Origin of the sequence: Citrobacter sp. Cpo089 (assembly GCF_030332695.1) — a bacterium.
GTDB lineage: Bacteria > Pseudomonadota > Gammaproteobacteria > Enterobacterales > Enterobacteriaceae > Citrobacter > Citrobacter portucalensis.
This window is the reverse complement of record NZ_JAOWHJ010000051.1, coordinates 19660-33649: the sequence shown is the minus strand read 5'-3', so window position 1 is coordinate 33649 and position 13990 is coordinate 19660. Positions and strand designations below refer to the sequence as shown.

Here is a 13990-nt window from a genome sequence, read left to right as displayed (position 1 = left end):
AAATTAACCGTGTTTCTTCTTCGCGAAAATGACGCGCGCCAGAATGTTCAGCAGCAGTACGCACAGGGTAATAATCAGTACCCCGGCCCAGGCCAGTTGCTGCCACTCAGCAAACGGGCTCATCGCAAACTTAAAGATAGTGACCGGCAGGTTGGCGATAGGCTGCATCATGTCGGTGCTCCAGAACTGGTTGGAGAGCGACGTAAACAGCAACGGAGCCGTTTCACCTGCGATACGAGCAATCGCTAACAGAACGCCTGTAATGATCCCCGAGACAGACGCCTTCAGGGTGATCGCAGAAATCATTTTCCACTTCGGCGTACCCAGTGCATAGGCGGCTTCACGCAGGCTATCCGGCACCAGCTTGAGCATGTTCTCCGTGGTACGGATAACAATGGGCACCTGCAGCAGCGCCAGCGCGATAACGCCTGCCCAGCCAGAGAAGTGTTCCATTTTTGCTACCACGATGGTGTAAACGAACAGACCGACCACGATTGATGGTGCAGACAGCAGAATGTCGTTGATAAAGCGGATAACCTCAGCCAGCCAGGACTTACGTCCGTACTCTGCCAGGTAGATACCCGCCATAATGCCAAGCGGTGTACCAAACACGGTCGCCCACAGAATTAACAGTCCGCTACCGGCCAGGGCGTTCGCCAGACCACCACCCGCTGTATTCGGCGGAGGCGTCATTTCGGTGAACAGCGCCAGCGACATACCGTCAATACCACGGGTGATCGTGGACATCAGGATCCAAATGAGCCAGAACAGACCGAACGCCATGGTCGCCATAGAGAGCGTCAGCGCGATGCGGTTCTTCAGACGGCGACGTGCCTGCATTTTACGGCGGGACTCCGCCAGCGCAGTGGTGTTTTGCATTTCAAGCGTAGCCATTAGCGTGCCCCCTCGTTCTTCGCAAGGCGCATGATCATGAACTTAGACGCCGCCAGTACGATGAAGGTGATCACAAACAGAATCAGACCCAGTTCCATCAACGCAGCAACGTGCAGGCCAGATTCCGCTTCGGCAAATTCATTCGCCAGCGCAGAGGTAATACTGTTGCCCGGCATGTACAGCGAGGCGCTATCGAGCTGGTAGGTGTTACCAATGATAAAGGTCACCGCCATTGTTTCACCCAGCGCGCGGCCCAGACCCAGCATCACACCGCCGATCACACCATTTTTGGTGAACGGCAGGACGATACGCCAGATAACTTCCCAGGTGGTACAGCCGATGCCGTAGGCTGACTCTTTCATAAGCACCGGCGTTTGTTCGAACACATCACGCATAACCGCAGCAATGTACGGAATGATCATGATAGCGAGGATCACACCAGCCGCCAGAATACCGATACCAAACGCCGGGCCGGCAAACAATGCGCCAACAAACGGAATGTTGGAAAGGATGTTCCCGACCGGCTCCTGGAAGTAAGTCGCAAACAGCGGGGCAAAGATAAACAGGCCCCACATGCCGTATACGATACTCGGAATTGCTGCCAGCAGTTCAATAGCGATACCCAACGGGCGACGCAGCCAGCCAGGTGCAAGTTCAGTCAGGAACAGCGCAATGCCGAAACTCACCGGAACGGCAATCAGCAATGCAATAAACGAGGTGACCAGCGTACCGTAAATAGGTACCAGCGCGCCGTAGATATCGTTCGGCGCATCCCAGTCTTTGGTCCACAAAAAGGAGAAACCAAATTTCTGAATGCTTGGCCAGGAGGAGATAACCAGAGAGACAATAATGCCACCCAACATCAATAGCACAATCAGCGCAGCCAGTTTTACCAGCACGCTGAATATCATGTCACCCTTTTTACCCGGTGGGTTAAAAGCAGGCTTGGTTGCAGCCATAAATCACTCTTTAAGTTAAACGCGTTTACGAAATTGCCCTGCCGGATGGCGCTACGCTTATCCGGCCTACAAATTGGGCCTACAGTCGGAACTGTAGGGCGGATAAGCGTAGCGCCATCCGCCAACTCGTTAAAGATATTCTATTAGTACAGCGCTTTACCGCTGCTGTCTTTCACGTTGGTCTTCCATGCAGCACGAATCTGCTCAACCACGCTGTCCGGCAGGCTGGCGTAATCCAGGTCATTAGCCTGTTTGCCACCATTTTTGTATGCCCAGTCGAAGAATTTCAGCACTTCAACGCCCTGCTCAGGCTTCTTCTGCTCTTTATGGACCAGGATGAAGGTGGTGGAAGTGATTGGCCACGCATCGTCACCTTTCTGGTTAGTCAGATCCTGAGCGAAGGTTTTGCTCCAGTCAGCGCCTTTAGCGGCGTTGGCAAAGTTTTCTTCGGTCGGGCTTACCGGTTTGCCATCAGCAGAGACCAGCTTGGTGTACGCCAGGTTGTTCTGCTTAGCGTAAGCGTACTCAACGTAACCGATAGAACCCGGCAGACGCTGTACGAACGCGGCGATACCGTCGTTACCTTTACCGCCCAGACCGGTCGGCCAGTTAACGGTAGAGCCGGAACCAATTTTAGATTTCCACTCTTCGTTCACTTTCGCCAGGTAGCTAGTGAAGACAAAGGAAGTACCAGAACCATCAGCGCGACGCACAACGGCGATATTTTGCGAAGGCAGCTTCAGACCTGGGTTCAGTTTGGTGATGGCTTCGTCATCCCACTTCTTAATTTTACCGAGGTAGATGTCGCCCAGCGTTTTACCGTCAAGCACCAGCTCGCCGGATTTCAGTCCTGGGATATTCACCGCCAGCACCACACCGCCGATAACGGTCGGGAACTGGAACAGGCCTTCTTGTGCCAGTTTCTCGTCAGATAGCGGTGCATCAGAAGCGCCGAAATCAACGGTATTGGCCGTAATTTGTTTTACACCACCGGAGGAGCCGATACCCTGGTAGTTTACTTTGCTACCGGTCTCTTTCTGATAGGTATCTGCCCATTTGGCATACACTGGCGCAGGGAAGGTTGCGCCTGCACCTGTCAGGCTCGCTGCTGCAAACGCAGAGAACGCGCTCATGGATAAGGTCGCGGCGACAACAGTTGCGACAGTGGTACGCATAACTTTCATAATGTCTCCTGCACGGTTTTCGTAAATTGTTGTTTGAGTTGCTACTGTGAGCAAAATAGGACAAACAGGTGACAGTTAAATGTACGAAATATGACAGTTTTATGACAATGAAAAATACGGAAAGCTATTTATCTAAAAATACATTTAAAACAAAACGTTAATAATTACCATGACAGTAATATTTCGCTAAAATTTTCTTTTTATGACACTGCAAACAGTAGCTGAAGATGACGGTTTGTCACATAAAACAGGCGGGATAATTGATTAAAAACAGAACAAGTTTAAAAAAATGCCCCGCTTATAGCAGGGCATTTTCAGTTCAGTTAGGTACGGATTACTCTACGGTAACCGACTTAGCCAGGTTACGCGGCTGATCCACATCGGTGCCTTTAATCAGCGCCACATGATACGCCAGCAGCTGCAGCGGAACGGTGTAGAAGATCGGTGCAATCACCTCTTCCACATGCGGCATCTCAATGATGTGCATGTTTTCGCTGCTGGTAAAGCCAGCATCCTGGTCAGCAAAGACGTACAGCTGACCGCCACGGGCGCGAACTTCTTCAATGTTGGACTTCAGTTTTTCCAGCAGTTCGTTGTTCGGCGCGACTACGATAACCGGCATATCGGCATCAATCAGCGCCAGCGGACCGTGTTTCAGTTCGCCTGCGGCATAAGCTTCAGCGTGAATATAAGAGATCTCTTTCAGCTTCAGCGCGCCTTCCAGCGCAATCGGGTACTGATCGCCACGGCCCAGGAACAGCGCATGGTGTTTATCAGAGAAACCTTCAGCCAGAGCGGCAATGCGTTTGTCCTGAGACAGCATCTGCTCAATACGGCTCGGCAGCGCCTGCAGACCGTGAACGATTTCCTGCTCAATAGCCACATCCAGGCCTTTCAGACGAGACAGTTTCGCCACCAGCATCAGCAGAACGGTCAGCTGAGTGGTAAATGCTTTTGTGGAGGCCACGCCGATTTCGGTACCAGCATTGGTCATCATCGCCAGGTCGGATTCGCGCACCAGAGAAGAGCCCGGTACGTTACAAATAGCCAACGAGCCCAGATAGCCCAACTCTTTGGATAAGCGCAGACCCGCCAGGGTATCTGCCGTTTCACCTGACTGGGAAAGGGTGATCATCAGGCTGTTACGACGCACGGCGGATTTGCGATAGCGGAATTCGGAAGCAATTTCGACATCACAAGGAATGCCAGCCAGCGATTCAAACCAGTAGCGGGACACCATACCGGAGTTGTACGACGTACCACAGGCGATAATCTGGATATGCTCAACCTGAGACAGCAGCTCGTTGGCATGCGAACCCAGCTCGCTTAAATCCACTTCACCGTGGCTGATACGGCCGGTCAGCGTGTTTTTAATTGCGTTCGGCTGTTCGTAGATCTCTTTCTGCATGTAGTGGCGATAAATACCTTTTTCGCCCGCATCGTATTGCAGATTAGATTCGATATCCTGACGTTTCACTTCCGCGCCAGACTTGTCGAAAATAGAGACCGAACGACGGGTCACTTCCGCGATATCGCCCTCTTCCAGGAAGATGAAGCGACGGGTTACCGGCAGCAGTGCCAGCTGATCGGAAGCGATAAAGTTCTCCCCCATACCCAGACCAATCACCAGCGGGCTGCCAGAACGGGCCGCCAGCAGGGTTTCCGGGTTACGGGTATCCATGATCACCGTGCCGTAGGCACCGCGCAGCTGCGGAATAGTACGCAGCACGGCTTCACGCAGCGTACCACCCTGTTCCAGCTCCCAGTGCACCAGGTGAGCAATCACTTCGGTGTCGGTTTCAGAAACAAAGGTGTAGCCACGCGTTTTCAACAGCTCACGCAGTGGTTCATGGTTTTCAATGATGCCGTTATGCACCACAACAATGTGTTCAGAAACATGGGGATGCGCGTTCGCTTCTGAAGGTTCACCGTGTGTCGCCCAGCGGGTGTGAGCAATACCAGTACCACCATGCAGCGGATGTTCTTCCGCAGCAGCAGTCAGCATCTGCACTTTACCCAGACGACGCAGACGGGCCATGTTGCCTTCAGCATCGACAACGGCCAGACCAGCAGAGTCATAACCACGATATTCCAGACGACGTAAACCTTCGAGAAGGATTTCAGCTACATCACGCTGCGCGATAGCGCCAACAATTCCACACATATTTTTTGATTCCGAATTTAGGCATTGTGCCTGTCGTTGTCGGTCAACCTGATACCCGTATTCCGGGCGCCCCGAGCCTTGTAGAGAGTGGGGTTATTTTTATAGGTACTGCTTGTTGAGCGGAGGATTATATTATCCCCTCATCTCTTGTCTGCCTGATGGCGCTCACGCTTATCAGGCCTACAGAACGTCACCGCACGTAGGCCGGATAAGGCAAAGCCGCCATCCGGCAAAAATAAATTACTTCTTCTTCACCGGACGCTGCCAGCCCTGTTTATGAACCTGAGGTACACGGCTTAATACCAGTTCATTATCGGCGACATTACGCGTTACGGTGGTTCCGGCGGCAATCGTCGCACCTTTACCCACGGTGACAGGCGCCACCAGCTGAGTATCAGAACCCACAAACACATCATCACCAATAATGGTTTTAAACTTATTGGCACCATCGTAGTTGCAGGTGATCGTACCCGCGCCGATATTCACGTTATCGCCAATTTCCGCATCGCCCAGATAGGTCAAATGACCAGCTTTAGAGCCTTTACCCAGACGCGCTTTTTTCATTTCGACGAAGTTACCCACGTGTGCGCCTTCCTGCAGCTCAGCACCCGGGCGCAGACGCGCGAATGGACCGATGGTGCAAGCGGCTTCCAGATGGGCATCTTCCACCACACTGTACGGGCTAAGCTCACAACCCTCACCAATCACGCTGTTTTTGATGATGCAGCCAGCGCCAATCTTGACGCGATCCCCAACGGTTACGTTACCTTCAATGATAACGTTAGTATCAATTTCAACATCGCGCCCGTGAATCAGCGTACCGCGAAGATCAAAACGTGCAGGATCGCGCAGCATCACGCCCGCCAGCAGCAGTTTTTCTGCCTGCTCGGACTGATACACACGTTCCAGACGGGATAACTGAAGGCGGTTATTTACCCCTTCCGTTTCACTGATTCGTGCCGGATGTACCGCAGCAATTTCACGTCCTTCCTGATACGCCATCGCGATGATATCAGTGATGTAGTATTCACCCTGCACGTTGTTGTTGGTCAGTTTAGACAGCCAACGCTTCATGTCAGCGCCGTTGGCAATCAGAATGCCTGTGTTGATTTCCTGGATTTGACGCTGCTCGTCAGTTGCATCTTTGTGCTCGACGATCCCTGTGACGTTACCGTTTTCGCGCGTAATACGCCCATAGCCGGAAGGGTCGTCCAGTTTTACCGTTAACAAACCGATACCACCCTGCGGTTTGGCTTCACGCAGGCGACGTAAGGTATCGGTAGAGATCAGCGGCACATCGCCATAGAGCATTAAAATGTCTTCGTCATCACTAAAGAATGGCGCCGCCTGCTGCATTGCATGGCCGGTACCCAACTGCTCAGCCTGCAGAACCCAATTCAGATTGCCATCTTTCAGCGTTTGCTTAAGCAGATCGCCACCGTGTCCGTAGACAAGGTGTACATGAGTCGCACCTAATTCATTAGCTGCATCAATGACATGCTGAACCATCGGCTTTCCTGCGAGGGTGTGCAGCACTTTAGGAAGATCGGAATACATACGCGTGCCTTTGCCTGCGGCAAGGATCACAACGCTCATAGCATTATTCAACATACACGTCCTGACTGTAATTTGAGAACGAATTTATACCGTTTCACATTGAAAATACTACATTTTTTTCAGCGTGAAATGGACCGAAGATAAAACGTTCAACAGGGGGGATTCCCCATCTGATAACTCACTATTTTCGTCTATATCTGCGTCTTTTGTCTCCCAAAAACCAGGAGTCTGCTCTTATTAAAGCCTTAGGTTAATGTTTTTGCTATTTTTTTACCGCATGAATAAAGCATTACATCAGCATAGTACGATTTTATTTATGTGATTCAGTGAGAAGCAGAAAAACGGGTTAGGAAAATTGAGGGGAGGAATGATAGAGAACAAATGATACAGCGAAGGAGGGGGGATTTAATGACGATGACGCTAGCTGATAAACCGCATTAAGCTTCGCGCCACAGAGCTGGCGGGGAAAGACTAAAAACTCATATTGCTGAACAGGGCGATGATTTTGTTGATCAATTTCATGTTGGTATCTCTTTTTTTATCTGAGTTCATTATGTGACATACATCACATAAAAAGAGTCTACGCCTCATTTTTTAACCAATCAATATTTTTATGATCTAAATCACGAAATAATAAAACTGCTTTTTATTTACATATTTCCTGTAACCAAGCCATAAAAAAAGCCAGCCTGGAAACCAGACTGGCCTTTGTGCTTTTCAAGCCGGTGTTACATCGCTTTTTTGGTCAACTCGATAACGCGCAGTTTCGCGATCGCTTTGGCCAGTTCCGCAGATGCCTGAGCGTAATCCACGTCACCATGAGAGCTCTTGATATGCTCTTCAGCCTTACGCTTCGCTTCCAGGGCTCTCGCTTCATCGAGATCCTGTCCGCGAATCGCGGTATCAGCCAGTACGGTCACGCTGCCAGGCTGCACTTCAAGAATGCCGCCGGACAGATAGATAAACTCTTCATGACCGAACTGTTTAACGATGCGGATCATACCAGGCTTAATGGCGGTGAGCAGCGGGGCGTGACCCGGGAAAATACCCAGTTCACCTTCACTACCCGTTACCTGGATTTTCTCGACCAGACCAGAGAACATTTGTTGCTCTGCGCTGACGACGTCCAGGTGGTAAGTCATTGCCATATCACCCTCCGATTAAGGCGTTAAAGTTTTTTGGCTTTTTCCACGGCTTCGTCGATAGAACCAACCATGTAGAACGCCTGCTCTGGCAGGTGGTCGTATTCGCCTTCCATGATGCCTTTAAAGCCACGGATGGTGTCTTTCAGGGAAACGTATTTACCCGGAGAACCGGTGAATACTTCCGCAACGAAGAACGGCTGGGACAGGAAGCGCTGGATCTTACGCGCACGTGCTACCACCAGTTTATCTTCTTCAGACAGTTCATCCATACCCAGGATGGCGATGATGTCTTTCAGTTCCTGATAACGCTGCAGCAGGGACTGTACGCCACGCGCGGTGTCGTAGTGTTCCTGACCAACAACCAGCGGATCCAACTGACGGCTGGTGGAGTCCAGCGGGTCAACTGCCGGGTAGATACCCAGAGAAGCGATCTGACGGCTCAGTACCACGGTTGCATCCAAGTGAGCAAAGGTGGTTGCTGGGGACGGGTCAGTCAAGTCATCCGCAGGTACGTATACCGCCTGAACGGAGGTGATAGAACCGGTTTTGGTAGAGGTGATACGTTCCTGAAGAACACCCATCTCTTCCGCCAGGGTCGGCTGGTAGCCTACCGCTGATGGCATACGACCCAGCAGTGCAGATACTTCTGTACCGGCCAGGGTGTAACGGTAGATGTTATCAACGAACAGCAGAACGTCACGACCTTCGTCACGGAACTTCTCAGCCATGGTCAGACCGGTCAGTGCAACGCGCAGACGGTTGCCCGGCGGCTCGTTCATCTGGCCATATACCAGGGATACTTTGTCCAGTACGTTGGAGTCGGTCATTTCGTGGTAGAAGTCGTTACCCTCACGAGTACGTTCACCTACGCCCGCAAACACGGAGTAACCGGAGTGTTCGATCGCGATGTTACGGATCAGCTCCATCATGTTTACGGTTTTACCTACACCCGCACCACCGAACAGACCGACTTTACCGCCCTTAGCGAACGGACACATCAGGTCGATAACTTTGATGCCGGTTTCCAGCAGTTCCTGAGAGCTGGACAGCTCTTCGTAGGAAGGTGCTGCGCGGTGGATAGCCCAACGCTCTTCTTCACCGATATCGCCTTTCATGTCGATCGGGTGACCCAGGACGTTCATGATACGACCCAGGGTTGCTTTACCTACCGGGACTTCGATCGGGTGTTCGAGGTCTTTAACTTCCAGACCACGACGCAGACCGTCGGAAGAACCCATGGCGATGGTACGTACGATACCGCCGCCGAGCTGCTGCTGAACTTCCAGCACCAGGCTCTCTTTACCATTCATAACCTCAAGAGCATCGTACACGCGCGGTACGGCATCCTGAGGGAATTCGACGTCAACCACGGCGCCGATTACCTGGACAATTTTTCCAGTAGCCATCTTGAATCCTCTACGAATTAACCTGGTTATACCGCGGATGCACCACCGACGATTTCGGTGAGTTCCTGAGTAATGCTGGCCTGACGAGCTTTGTTGTATACCAACTGCAGCTCTTTAATCAGGCTGCCGCCATTGTCGGTCGCGGCTTTCATCGCCACCATACGTGCGGCCTGCTCGCTGGCCAGGTTTTCTACCACGCCCTGATAAACCTGAGACTCGACATAACGACGCAGCAGGGTATCCAGCAGCGCTTTCGGGTCTGGTTCATACAGGTAATCCCAGGATTTACGCTTCAATTCATCATCATCTGATGCCGGCAGAGGCAGCAGTTGGGTGATGGTTGGCGTCTGAGACATGGTGTTAATAAATTTGTTGCTGACAACGTACAGTCTGTCCAGACGACCTTCATCGTAGGCTTGCAGCATCACTTTAACCGGACCGATCAGTTCGGACAGGGAAGGGTTATCCCCCATACCGGTTACCTGAGCGATCACGTTACCACCAACGGAGTTAAAGAAAGACACGCCCTTAGAGCCGATCATTGCGATATCGCACTGAACGCCTTTATCGGACCATGTTTTCATATCCGCCAGCAGCTTTTTGAACAGGTTAATGTTCAAGCCACCGCACAGACCACGGTCGGTCGACACCACCAGGTAGCCCACGCGTTTAACGTCGCGTTCTTCCAGGTAAGGGTGCTTATATTCCAGATTACCATTCGCAAGGTGACCAATCACTTTGCGCATGGTCTCTGCATAAGGACGGCTGGCCGCCATGCGATCCTGCGATTTACGCATTTTGGAAGCGGCGACCATCTCCATCGCTTTAGTGATCTTCTGCGTGTTCTGGACGCTTGCGATCTTACTACGTATCTCTTTTGCGCCGGCCATGAGCTTCTCCTCAATGCCTTGCGGTCCGCCCTAAAGCAGACCGCCAGACGTTACCAGGACTGGGTTGCCTTGAAGGAATCGAGGATAGCTTTCAGCTTGCCTTCGATTTCATCGTTATAGCCACCGGACTGGTTGATCTCTTGCATCAGCGGAGCGTGGTCACGGTCAACGTAAGCCAGCAGAGCGGCTTCGAAGCTACCGATTTTCGCCAGTTCCACATCTTCGAGGTAACCGCGTTCAGCCGCAAACAGCACCACACCCTGCTGTGCAACAGACATTGGCGCATACTGTTTCTGCTTCAGCAGTTCAGTTACTTTCTGACCATGGCTCAGCTGCTTACGAGTAGCTTCATCCAGGTCGGAAGCGAACTGAGAAAACGCAGCCAGTTCACGATACTGTGCCAGAGCGGTACGAATACCACCGGACAGTTTCTTGATGATCTTGGTCTGCGCTGCACCACCAACACGAGATACGGAGATACCCGGGTTAACTGCCGGACGAATACCGGAGTTAAACAGGTTGGTTTCCAGGAAGATCTGACCATCGGTAATGGAAATTACGTTGGTCGGAACGAACGCAGAAACGTCACCCGCCTGGGTTTCGATAATCGGCAGAGCGGTCAGGGAGCCGGTTTTACCTTTAACTTCACCATTGGTGAACTTCTCAACGTATTCCGCGTTTACGCGGGATGCGCGTTCCAGCAGACGGGAGTGGAGGTAAAATACGTCGCCCGGGAATGCTTCGCGTCCTGGTGGACGACGCAGCAGCAGGGAAACCTGACGGTAAGCAACAGCCTGTTTAGACAGGTCATCGTAAACGATCAGTGCATCTTCACCGCGGTCACGGAAGTATTCGCCCATTGCGCAACCGGCATATGGTGCCAGGTATTGCAGTGCAGCAGATTCAGACGCGGTCGCCACAACAACGATGGTGTTGGACAGTGCGCCGTGTTCTTCCAGTTTACGAACCACGTTAGAAATGGTGGACGCTTTCTGGCCGATAGCCACGTACACACATTTGATGCCGGAATCACGCTGGTTGATGATGGCATCGATTGCCATCGCAGTTTTACCTGTCTGACGGTCACCGATGATCAGCTCACGCTGGCCACGACCGATTGGGATCATGGCATCAACAGATTTATAACCGGTCTGTACTGGCTGGTCGACGGACTGACGTTCGATTACGCCTGGTGCGATAACTTCGATTGGCGAGAAGCCATCGTTATCAACCGGACCTTTACCGTCAATCGGGGAACCCAGTGTGTTCACCACACGACCCAGCAGGCCACGGCCAACCGGAACTTCCAGAATACGACCCGTACACTTAACCTTCATGCCTTCGGCGAGGTCAGCGTATGGACCCATCACTACTGCACCTACGGAGTCGCGCTCCAGGTTCAGTGCGATAGCGTAACGGTTACCCGGCAGGGAAATCATCTCACCCTGCATACAATCGGCCAGGCCGTGAATGCGGATAACACCGTCACTTACAGAAACAATAGTACCTTCGTTATGAGCTTCGCTCACAACACTGAACTGAGCAATGCGCTGCTTGATCAGTTCGCTGATTTCGGTGGAATTCAGTTGCATGCTCCAGTCCCCTTAAGACTGCAAGACGTCTGCAAGGCGCTCAAGACGGCCGCGTACGCTGCCATCAATGACCATATCACCCGCTCGGATGATTACGCCTGCCATTACAGACTTATCGATTTTGCAATTCAGCTTAACTTTGCGTGACAGACGTTTTTCCATCGCAGCACTAATCTTCGTAAGCTGTTCATCACTCAGTGCATTGGCAGAAGTGACTTCTACCTCAGAGATAGCCTCACTGGCTGCACGCAGGTGAATAAACTGCTCAAGAACATCCGGGAGCGCATTCAGACGGTTATTTTCAGCCATAACCCTAATCAGGTTTTGGCCGCTTTCGTCCAGCTGCTCACCGCACACGGCGATAAACGACTCAGCGAGCGTTTCCGGCGCCAGCGCGCCAGAGAGAAGCTCTGCCATTTGTTCGTTTTTTGTCACCTCAGCGGCGAACGTCAACATATCCTGCCAACGGTCAATGCTTTGGTGCTCAACGGCAAAGTCAAAAGCTGCTTTGGCGTAGGGGCGAGCTACCGTAATAAATTCAGACATCAGCCCCTCCCTCCTTACAGTTCAGCGACAAGTTTGTCCACGATGTCGCTATTAGCAGCTTCATCCACGGAACGTTCGATGATCTTCTCGGCGCCAGCAACAGCCAGGATAGCAACTTGCTTACGCAGCTCTTCGCGAGCACGTTTACGCTCGGCGTCAATTTCCGCCTGCGCCTGTGCCACGATTTTAGTACGTTCCTGCTCTGCTTCAGTTTTAGCTTCGTCCAGGATCTGAGCACGGCGTTTGTTCGCCTGCTCGATGATTACCTGAGCTTCCGCCTTCGCTTTTTTCAGCTGGTCGGTCGCGCTGGCCTTTGCAAGGTCAAGATCCTTATGTGCTCGTTCTGCAGAAGCAAGGCCGTCAGCAATTTCTTTTTGACGTTTTTCGATGGCAGCCATTAAAGGCGGCCATACGTACTTCATGCAGAACAGAACGAACAGGACAAACGCGATGGCCTGGCCGAGGATTGTTGCGTTAAGATTCACAGCACAATGCCTCTATCTAGTTAACGTTCTGATATTGCTCTTAATTCAAGCAACGCTTACTACGCGACAGCAAACATCACGTACAGACCCAGACCTACAGCGATCATTGGGATTGCATCCACCAGACCCATAACGATAAAGAACTGAGTACGCAGCAGAGGAATCAGATCCGGTTGACGCGCTGCGCCTTCCAGGAATTTACCCCCGAGGATGCCGATACCGATCGCAGCACCGATTGCCGCCAGACCCATCATCACAGCGGCAGCAATGTACAGCAGATCCATATTCAGGTTTTCCATGACAGTCTCCAGTTTGTTTCAGTTAAAACGTAGTAGTGTTGGTAAATTAATGCTCTTCAGATGCCATCGACAGATAGACAATCGTCAGAACCATAAATATGAAGGCTTGCAGCGTGATAATCAGTATGTGGAAAATGGCCCAAGGCACATTCAGGATCCACTGTGACCACCACGGCAACAGACCAGCAATCAGAATGAAAATCAGCTCACCGGCATACATGTTGCCGAACAGTCGCAGACCAAGAGAGATTGGTTTGGACAGCAGGCTTACCCCTTCAAGGATTAAGTTGACAGGGATGAACGCCCAGTGATTGAACGGCTGCAGCGTCAACTCTTTCGCGAAGCCACCGATGCCTTTCATTTTGATGCTGTAGAACAGAATGAGGATAAATACGCCCAGCGCCATCGACAGAGTGATGTTCACGTCAGCAGACGGAACCACACGCAGAGCCGGTAGGCCAAAGATATGCTCACCGATGTACGGCAGCAGGTCGATAGGCAGCAAATCCATCAAGTTCATCAGGAATACCCAGACGAAAATCGTCAGGGCCAGCGGAGCAATCAGCTTGCTTTTGCCATGGTACATGTCTTTCACGCTACCATGCACAAAGCCGATTACCAGCTCAATCGCGGTCTGAAATTTACCTGGTACGCCGCTGGTCGCCTTTTTGGCTACGCTACGGAACATAAGCAGGAACAACAGACCCAGAACCACCGAGAAGAAAATGGAGTCAATATTGAGCGTCCAGAAGGTGGCTGGGGGGTTGTGCGGATCCACCAGCGAGAATGTACGTAGGTCCAACTGAAGGTTATTCAGATGGTGTCCTATGTAATCCTGCGGCGTCATATTTTCTGAAGCCATGATGCCT

The 13990-nt window shown here is 51.7% G+C and carries 13 protein-coding genes; all 13 read right to left on the bottom strand.

From position 1 onward, the window contains the following. Positions 1 to 3: 3 nt before the first annotated feature. Positions 4 to 894 carry a phosphate ABC transporter permease PstA gene (gene pstA / locus OGX92_RS09560; RefSeq protein ID WP_003827037.1) on the bottom strand — a complete coding sequence of 297 codons (891 nt, stop codon included), beginning with the start codon at positions 892 to 894 and terminating at the stop codon, positions 4 to 6. After that, positions 894 to 1853, bottom strand: coding sequence for a phosphate ABC transporter permease PstC (gene pstC / locus OGX92_RS09555; protein WP_003827035.1), 960 nt, complete (start codon positions 1851 to 1853; stop codon positions 894 to 896). The genes pstA and pstC overlap by 1 nt, the downstream gene beginning before the upstream one ends. A gap of 143 nt (positions 1854 to 1996) precedes the next feature. Then, entirely contained in the window at positions 1997 to 3037 is a 1041-nt protein-coding gene (gene pstS, locus OGX92_RS09550; protein ID WP_003827033.1) for a phosphate ABC transporter substrate-binding protein PstS, read from the bottom strand. A gap of 334 nt (positions 3038 to 3371) precedes the next feature. Further along, complete coding sequence (gene glmS, locus OGX92_RS09545) at positions 3372 to 5201, bottom strand: glutamine--fructose-6-phosphate transaminase (isomerizing) (RefSeq protein ID WP_286586467.1); 1830 nt, start codon at positions 5199 to 5201, stop codon at positions 3372 to 3374. 240 nt (positions 5202 to 5441) lie between these two features. Next, positions 5442 to 6812 carry a bifunctional UDP-N-acetylglucosamine diphosphorylase/glucosamine-1-phosphate N-acetyltransferase GlmU gene (glmU, locus tag OGX92_RS09540; protein WP_003827028.1) on the bottom strand — a complete coding sequence of 457 codons (1371 nt, stop codon included), beginning with the start codon at positions 6810 to 6812 and terminating at the stop codon, positions 5442 to 5444. 674 nt (positions 6813 to 7486) lie between these two features. Next, positions 7487 to 7906, bottom strand: coding sequence for a F0F1 ATP synthase subunit epsilon (locus OGX92_RS09535; protein WP_003023809.1), 420 nt, complete (start codon positions 7904 to 7906; stop codon positions 7487 to 7489). A gap of 20 nt (positions 7907 to 7926) precedes the next feature. Continuing rightward, a complete protein-coding gene (gene atpD, locus OGX92_RS09530) occupies positions 7927 to 9309 on the bottom strand; it encodes a F0F1 ATP synthase subunit beta (protein WP_003023806.1) in 1383 nt (460 codons plus the stop codon). 26 nt (positions 9310 to 9335) lie between these two features. Beyond that, positions 9336 to 10199 carry a F0F1 ATP synthase subunit gamma gene (gene atpG / locus OGX92_RS09525; protein ID WP_003023804.1) on the bottom strand — a complete coding sequence of 288 codons (864 nt, stop codon included), beginning with the start codon at positions 10197 to 10199 and terminating at the stop codon, positions 9336 to 9338. Positions 10200 to 10249: 50 nt separating this feature from the next. Next, positions 10250 to 11791: a F0F1 ATP synthase subunit alpha gene (gene atpA, locus OGX92_RS09520; protein WP_003827026.1), complete on the bottom strand. Its 1542-nt coding sequence runs from the start codon at positions 11789 to 11791 to the stop codon at positions 10250 to 10252. 12 nt (positions 11792 to 11803) lie between these two features. After that, complete coding sequence (gene atpH / locus OGX92_RS09515) at positions 11804 to 12337, bottom strand: F0F1 ATP synthase subunit delta (RefSeq protein WP_003827024.1); 534 nt, start codon at positions 12335 to 12337, stop codon at positions 11804 to 11806. Positions 12338 to 12351: 14 nt separating this feature from the next. After that, positions 12352 to 12822: a F0F1 ATP synthase subunit B gene (gene atpF / locus OGX92_RS09510; RefSeq protein WP_003827022.1), complete on the bottom strand. Its 471-nt coding sequence runs from the start codon at positions 12820 to 12822 to the stop codon at positions 12352 to 12354. 59 nt (positions 12823 to 12881) lie between these two features. Beyond that, positions 12882 to 13121: a F0F1 ATP synthase subunit C gene (gene atpE, locus OGX92_RS09505; protein ID WP_003023794.1), complete on the bottom strand. Its 240-nt coding sequence runs from the start codon at positions 13119 to 13121 to the stop codon at positions 12882 to 12884. Positions 13122 to 13167: 46 nt separating this feature from the next. After that, positions 13168 to 13983, bottom strand: coding sequence for a F0F1 ATP synthase subunit A (atpB, locus tag OGX92_RS09500; RefSeq protein ID WP_003023792.1), 816 nt, complete (start codon positions 13981 to 13983; stop codon positions 13168 to 13170). Between the last annotated feature and the right edge of the window lie 7 nt (positions 13984 to 13990).

What these genes read in the sequence shown, in the direction of transcription:
- pstA (WP_003827037.1), bottom strand. Translation starts at nt 894, where the DNA reads ATGGCTACGCTTGAAATGCAAAACACCACTGCGCTGGCGGAGTCCCGC.
- pstC (WP_003827035.1), bottom strand. Translation starts at nt 1,853, where the DNA reads ATGGCTGCAACCAAGCCTGCTTTTAACCCACCGGGTAAAAAGGGTGAC.
- pstS (WP_003827033.1), bottom strand. Translation starts at nt 3,037, where the DNA reads ATGAAAGTTATGCGTACCACTGTCGCAACTGTTGTCGCCGCGACCTTA.
- glmS (WP_286586467.1), bottom strand. Translation starts at nt 5,201, where the DNA reads ATGTGTGGAATTGTTGGCGCTATCGCGCAGCGTGATGTAGCTGAAATC.
- glmU (WP_003827028.1), bottom strand. Translation starts at nt 6,812, where the DNA reads ATGTTGAATAATGCTATGAGCGTTGTGATCCTTGCCGCAGGCAAAGGC.
- OGX92_RS09535 (WP_003023809.1), bottom strand. Translation starts at nt 7,906, where the DNA reads ATGGCAATGACTTACCACCTGGACGTCGTCAGCGCAGAGCAACAAATG.
- atpD (WP_003023806.1), bottom strand. Translation starts at nt 9,309, where the DNA reads ATGGCTACTGGAAAAATTGTCCAGGTAATCGGCGCCGTGGTTGACGTC.
- atpG (WP_003023804.1), bottom strand. Translation starts at nt 10,199, where the DNA reads ATGGCCGGCGCAAAAGAGATACGTAGTAAGATCGCAAGCGTCCAGAAC.
- atpA (WP_003827026.1), bottom strand. Translation starts at nt 11,791, where the DNA reads ATGCAACTGAATTCCACCGAAATCAGCGAACTGATCAAGCAGCGCATT.
- atpH (WP_003827024.1), bottom strand. Translation starts at nt 12,337, where the DNA reads ATGTCTGAATTTATTACGGTAGCTCGCCCCTACGCCAAAGCAGCTTTT.
- atpE (WP_003023794.1), bottom strand. Translation starts at nt 13,121, where the DNA reads ATGGAAAACCTGAATATGGATCTGCTGTACATTGCTGCCGCTGTGATG.
- atpB (WP_003023792.1), bottom strand. Translation starts at nt 13,983, where the DNA reads ATGGCTTCAGAAAATATGACGCCGCAGGATTACATAGGACACCATCTG.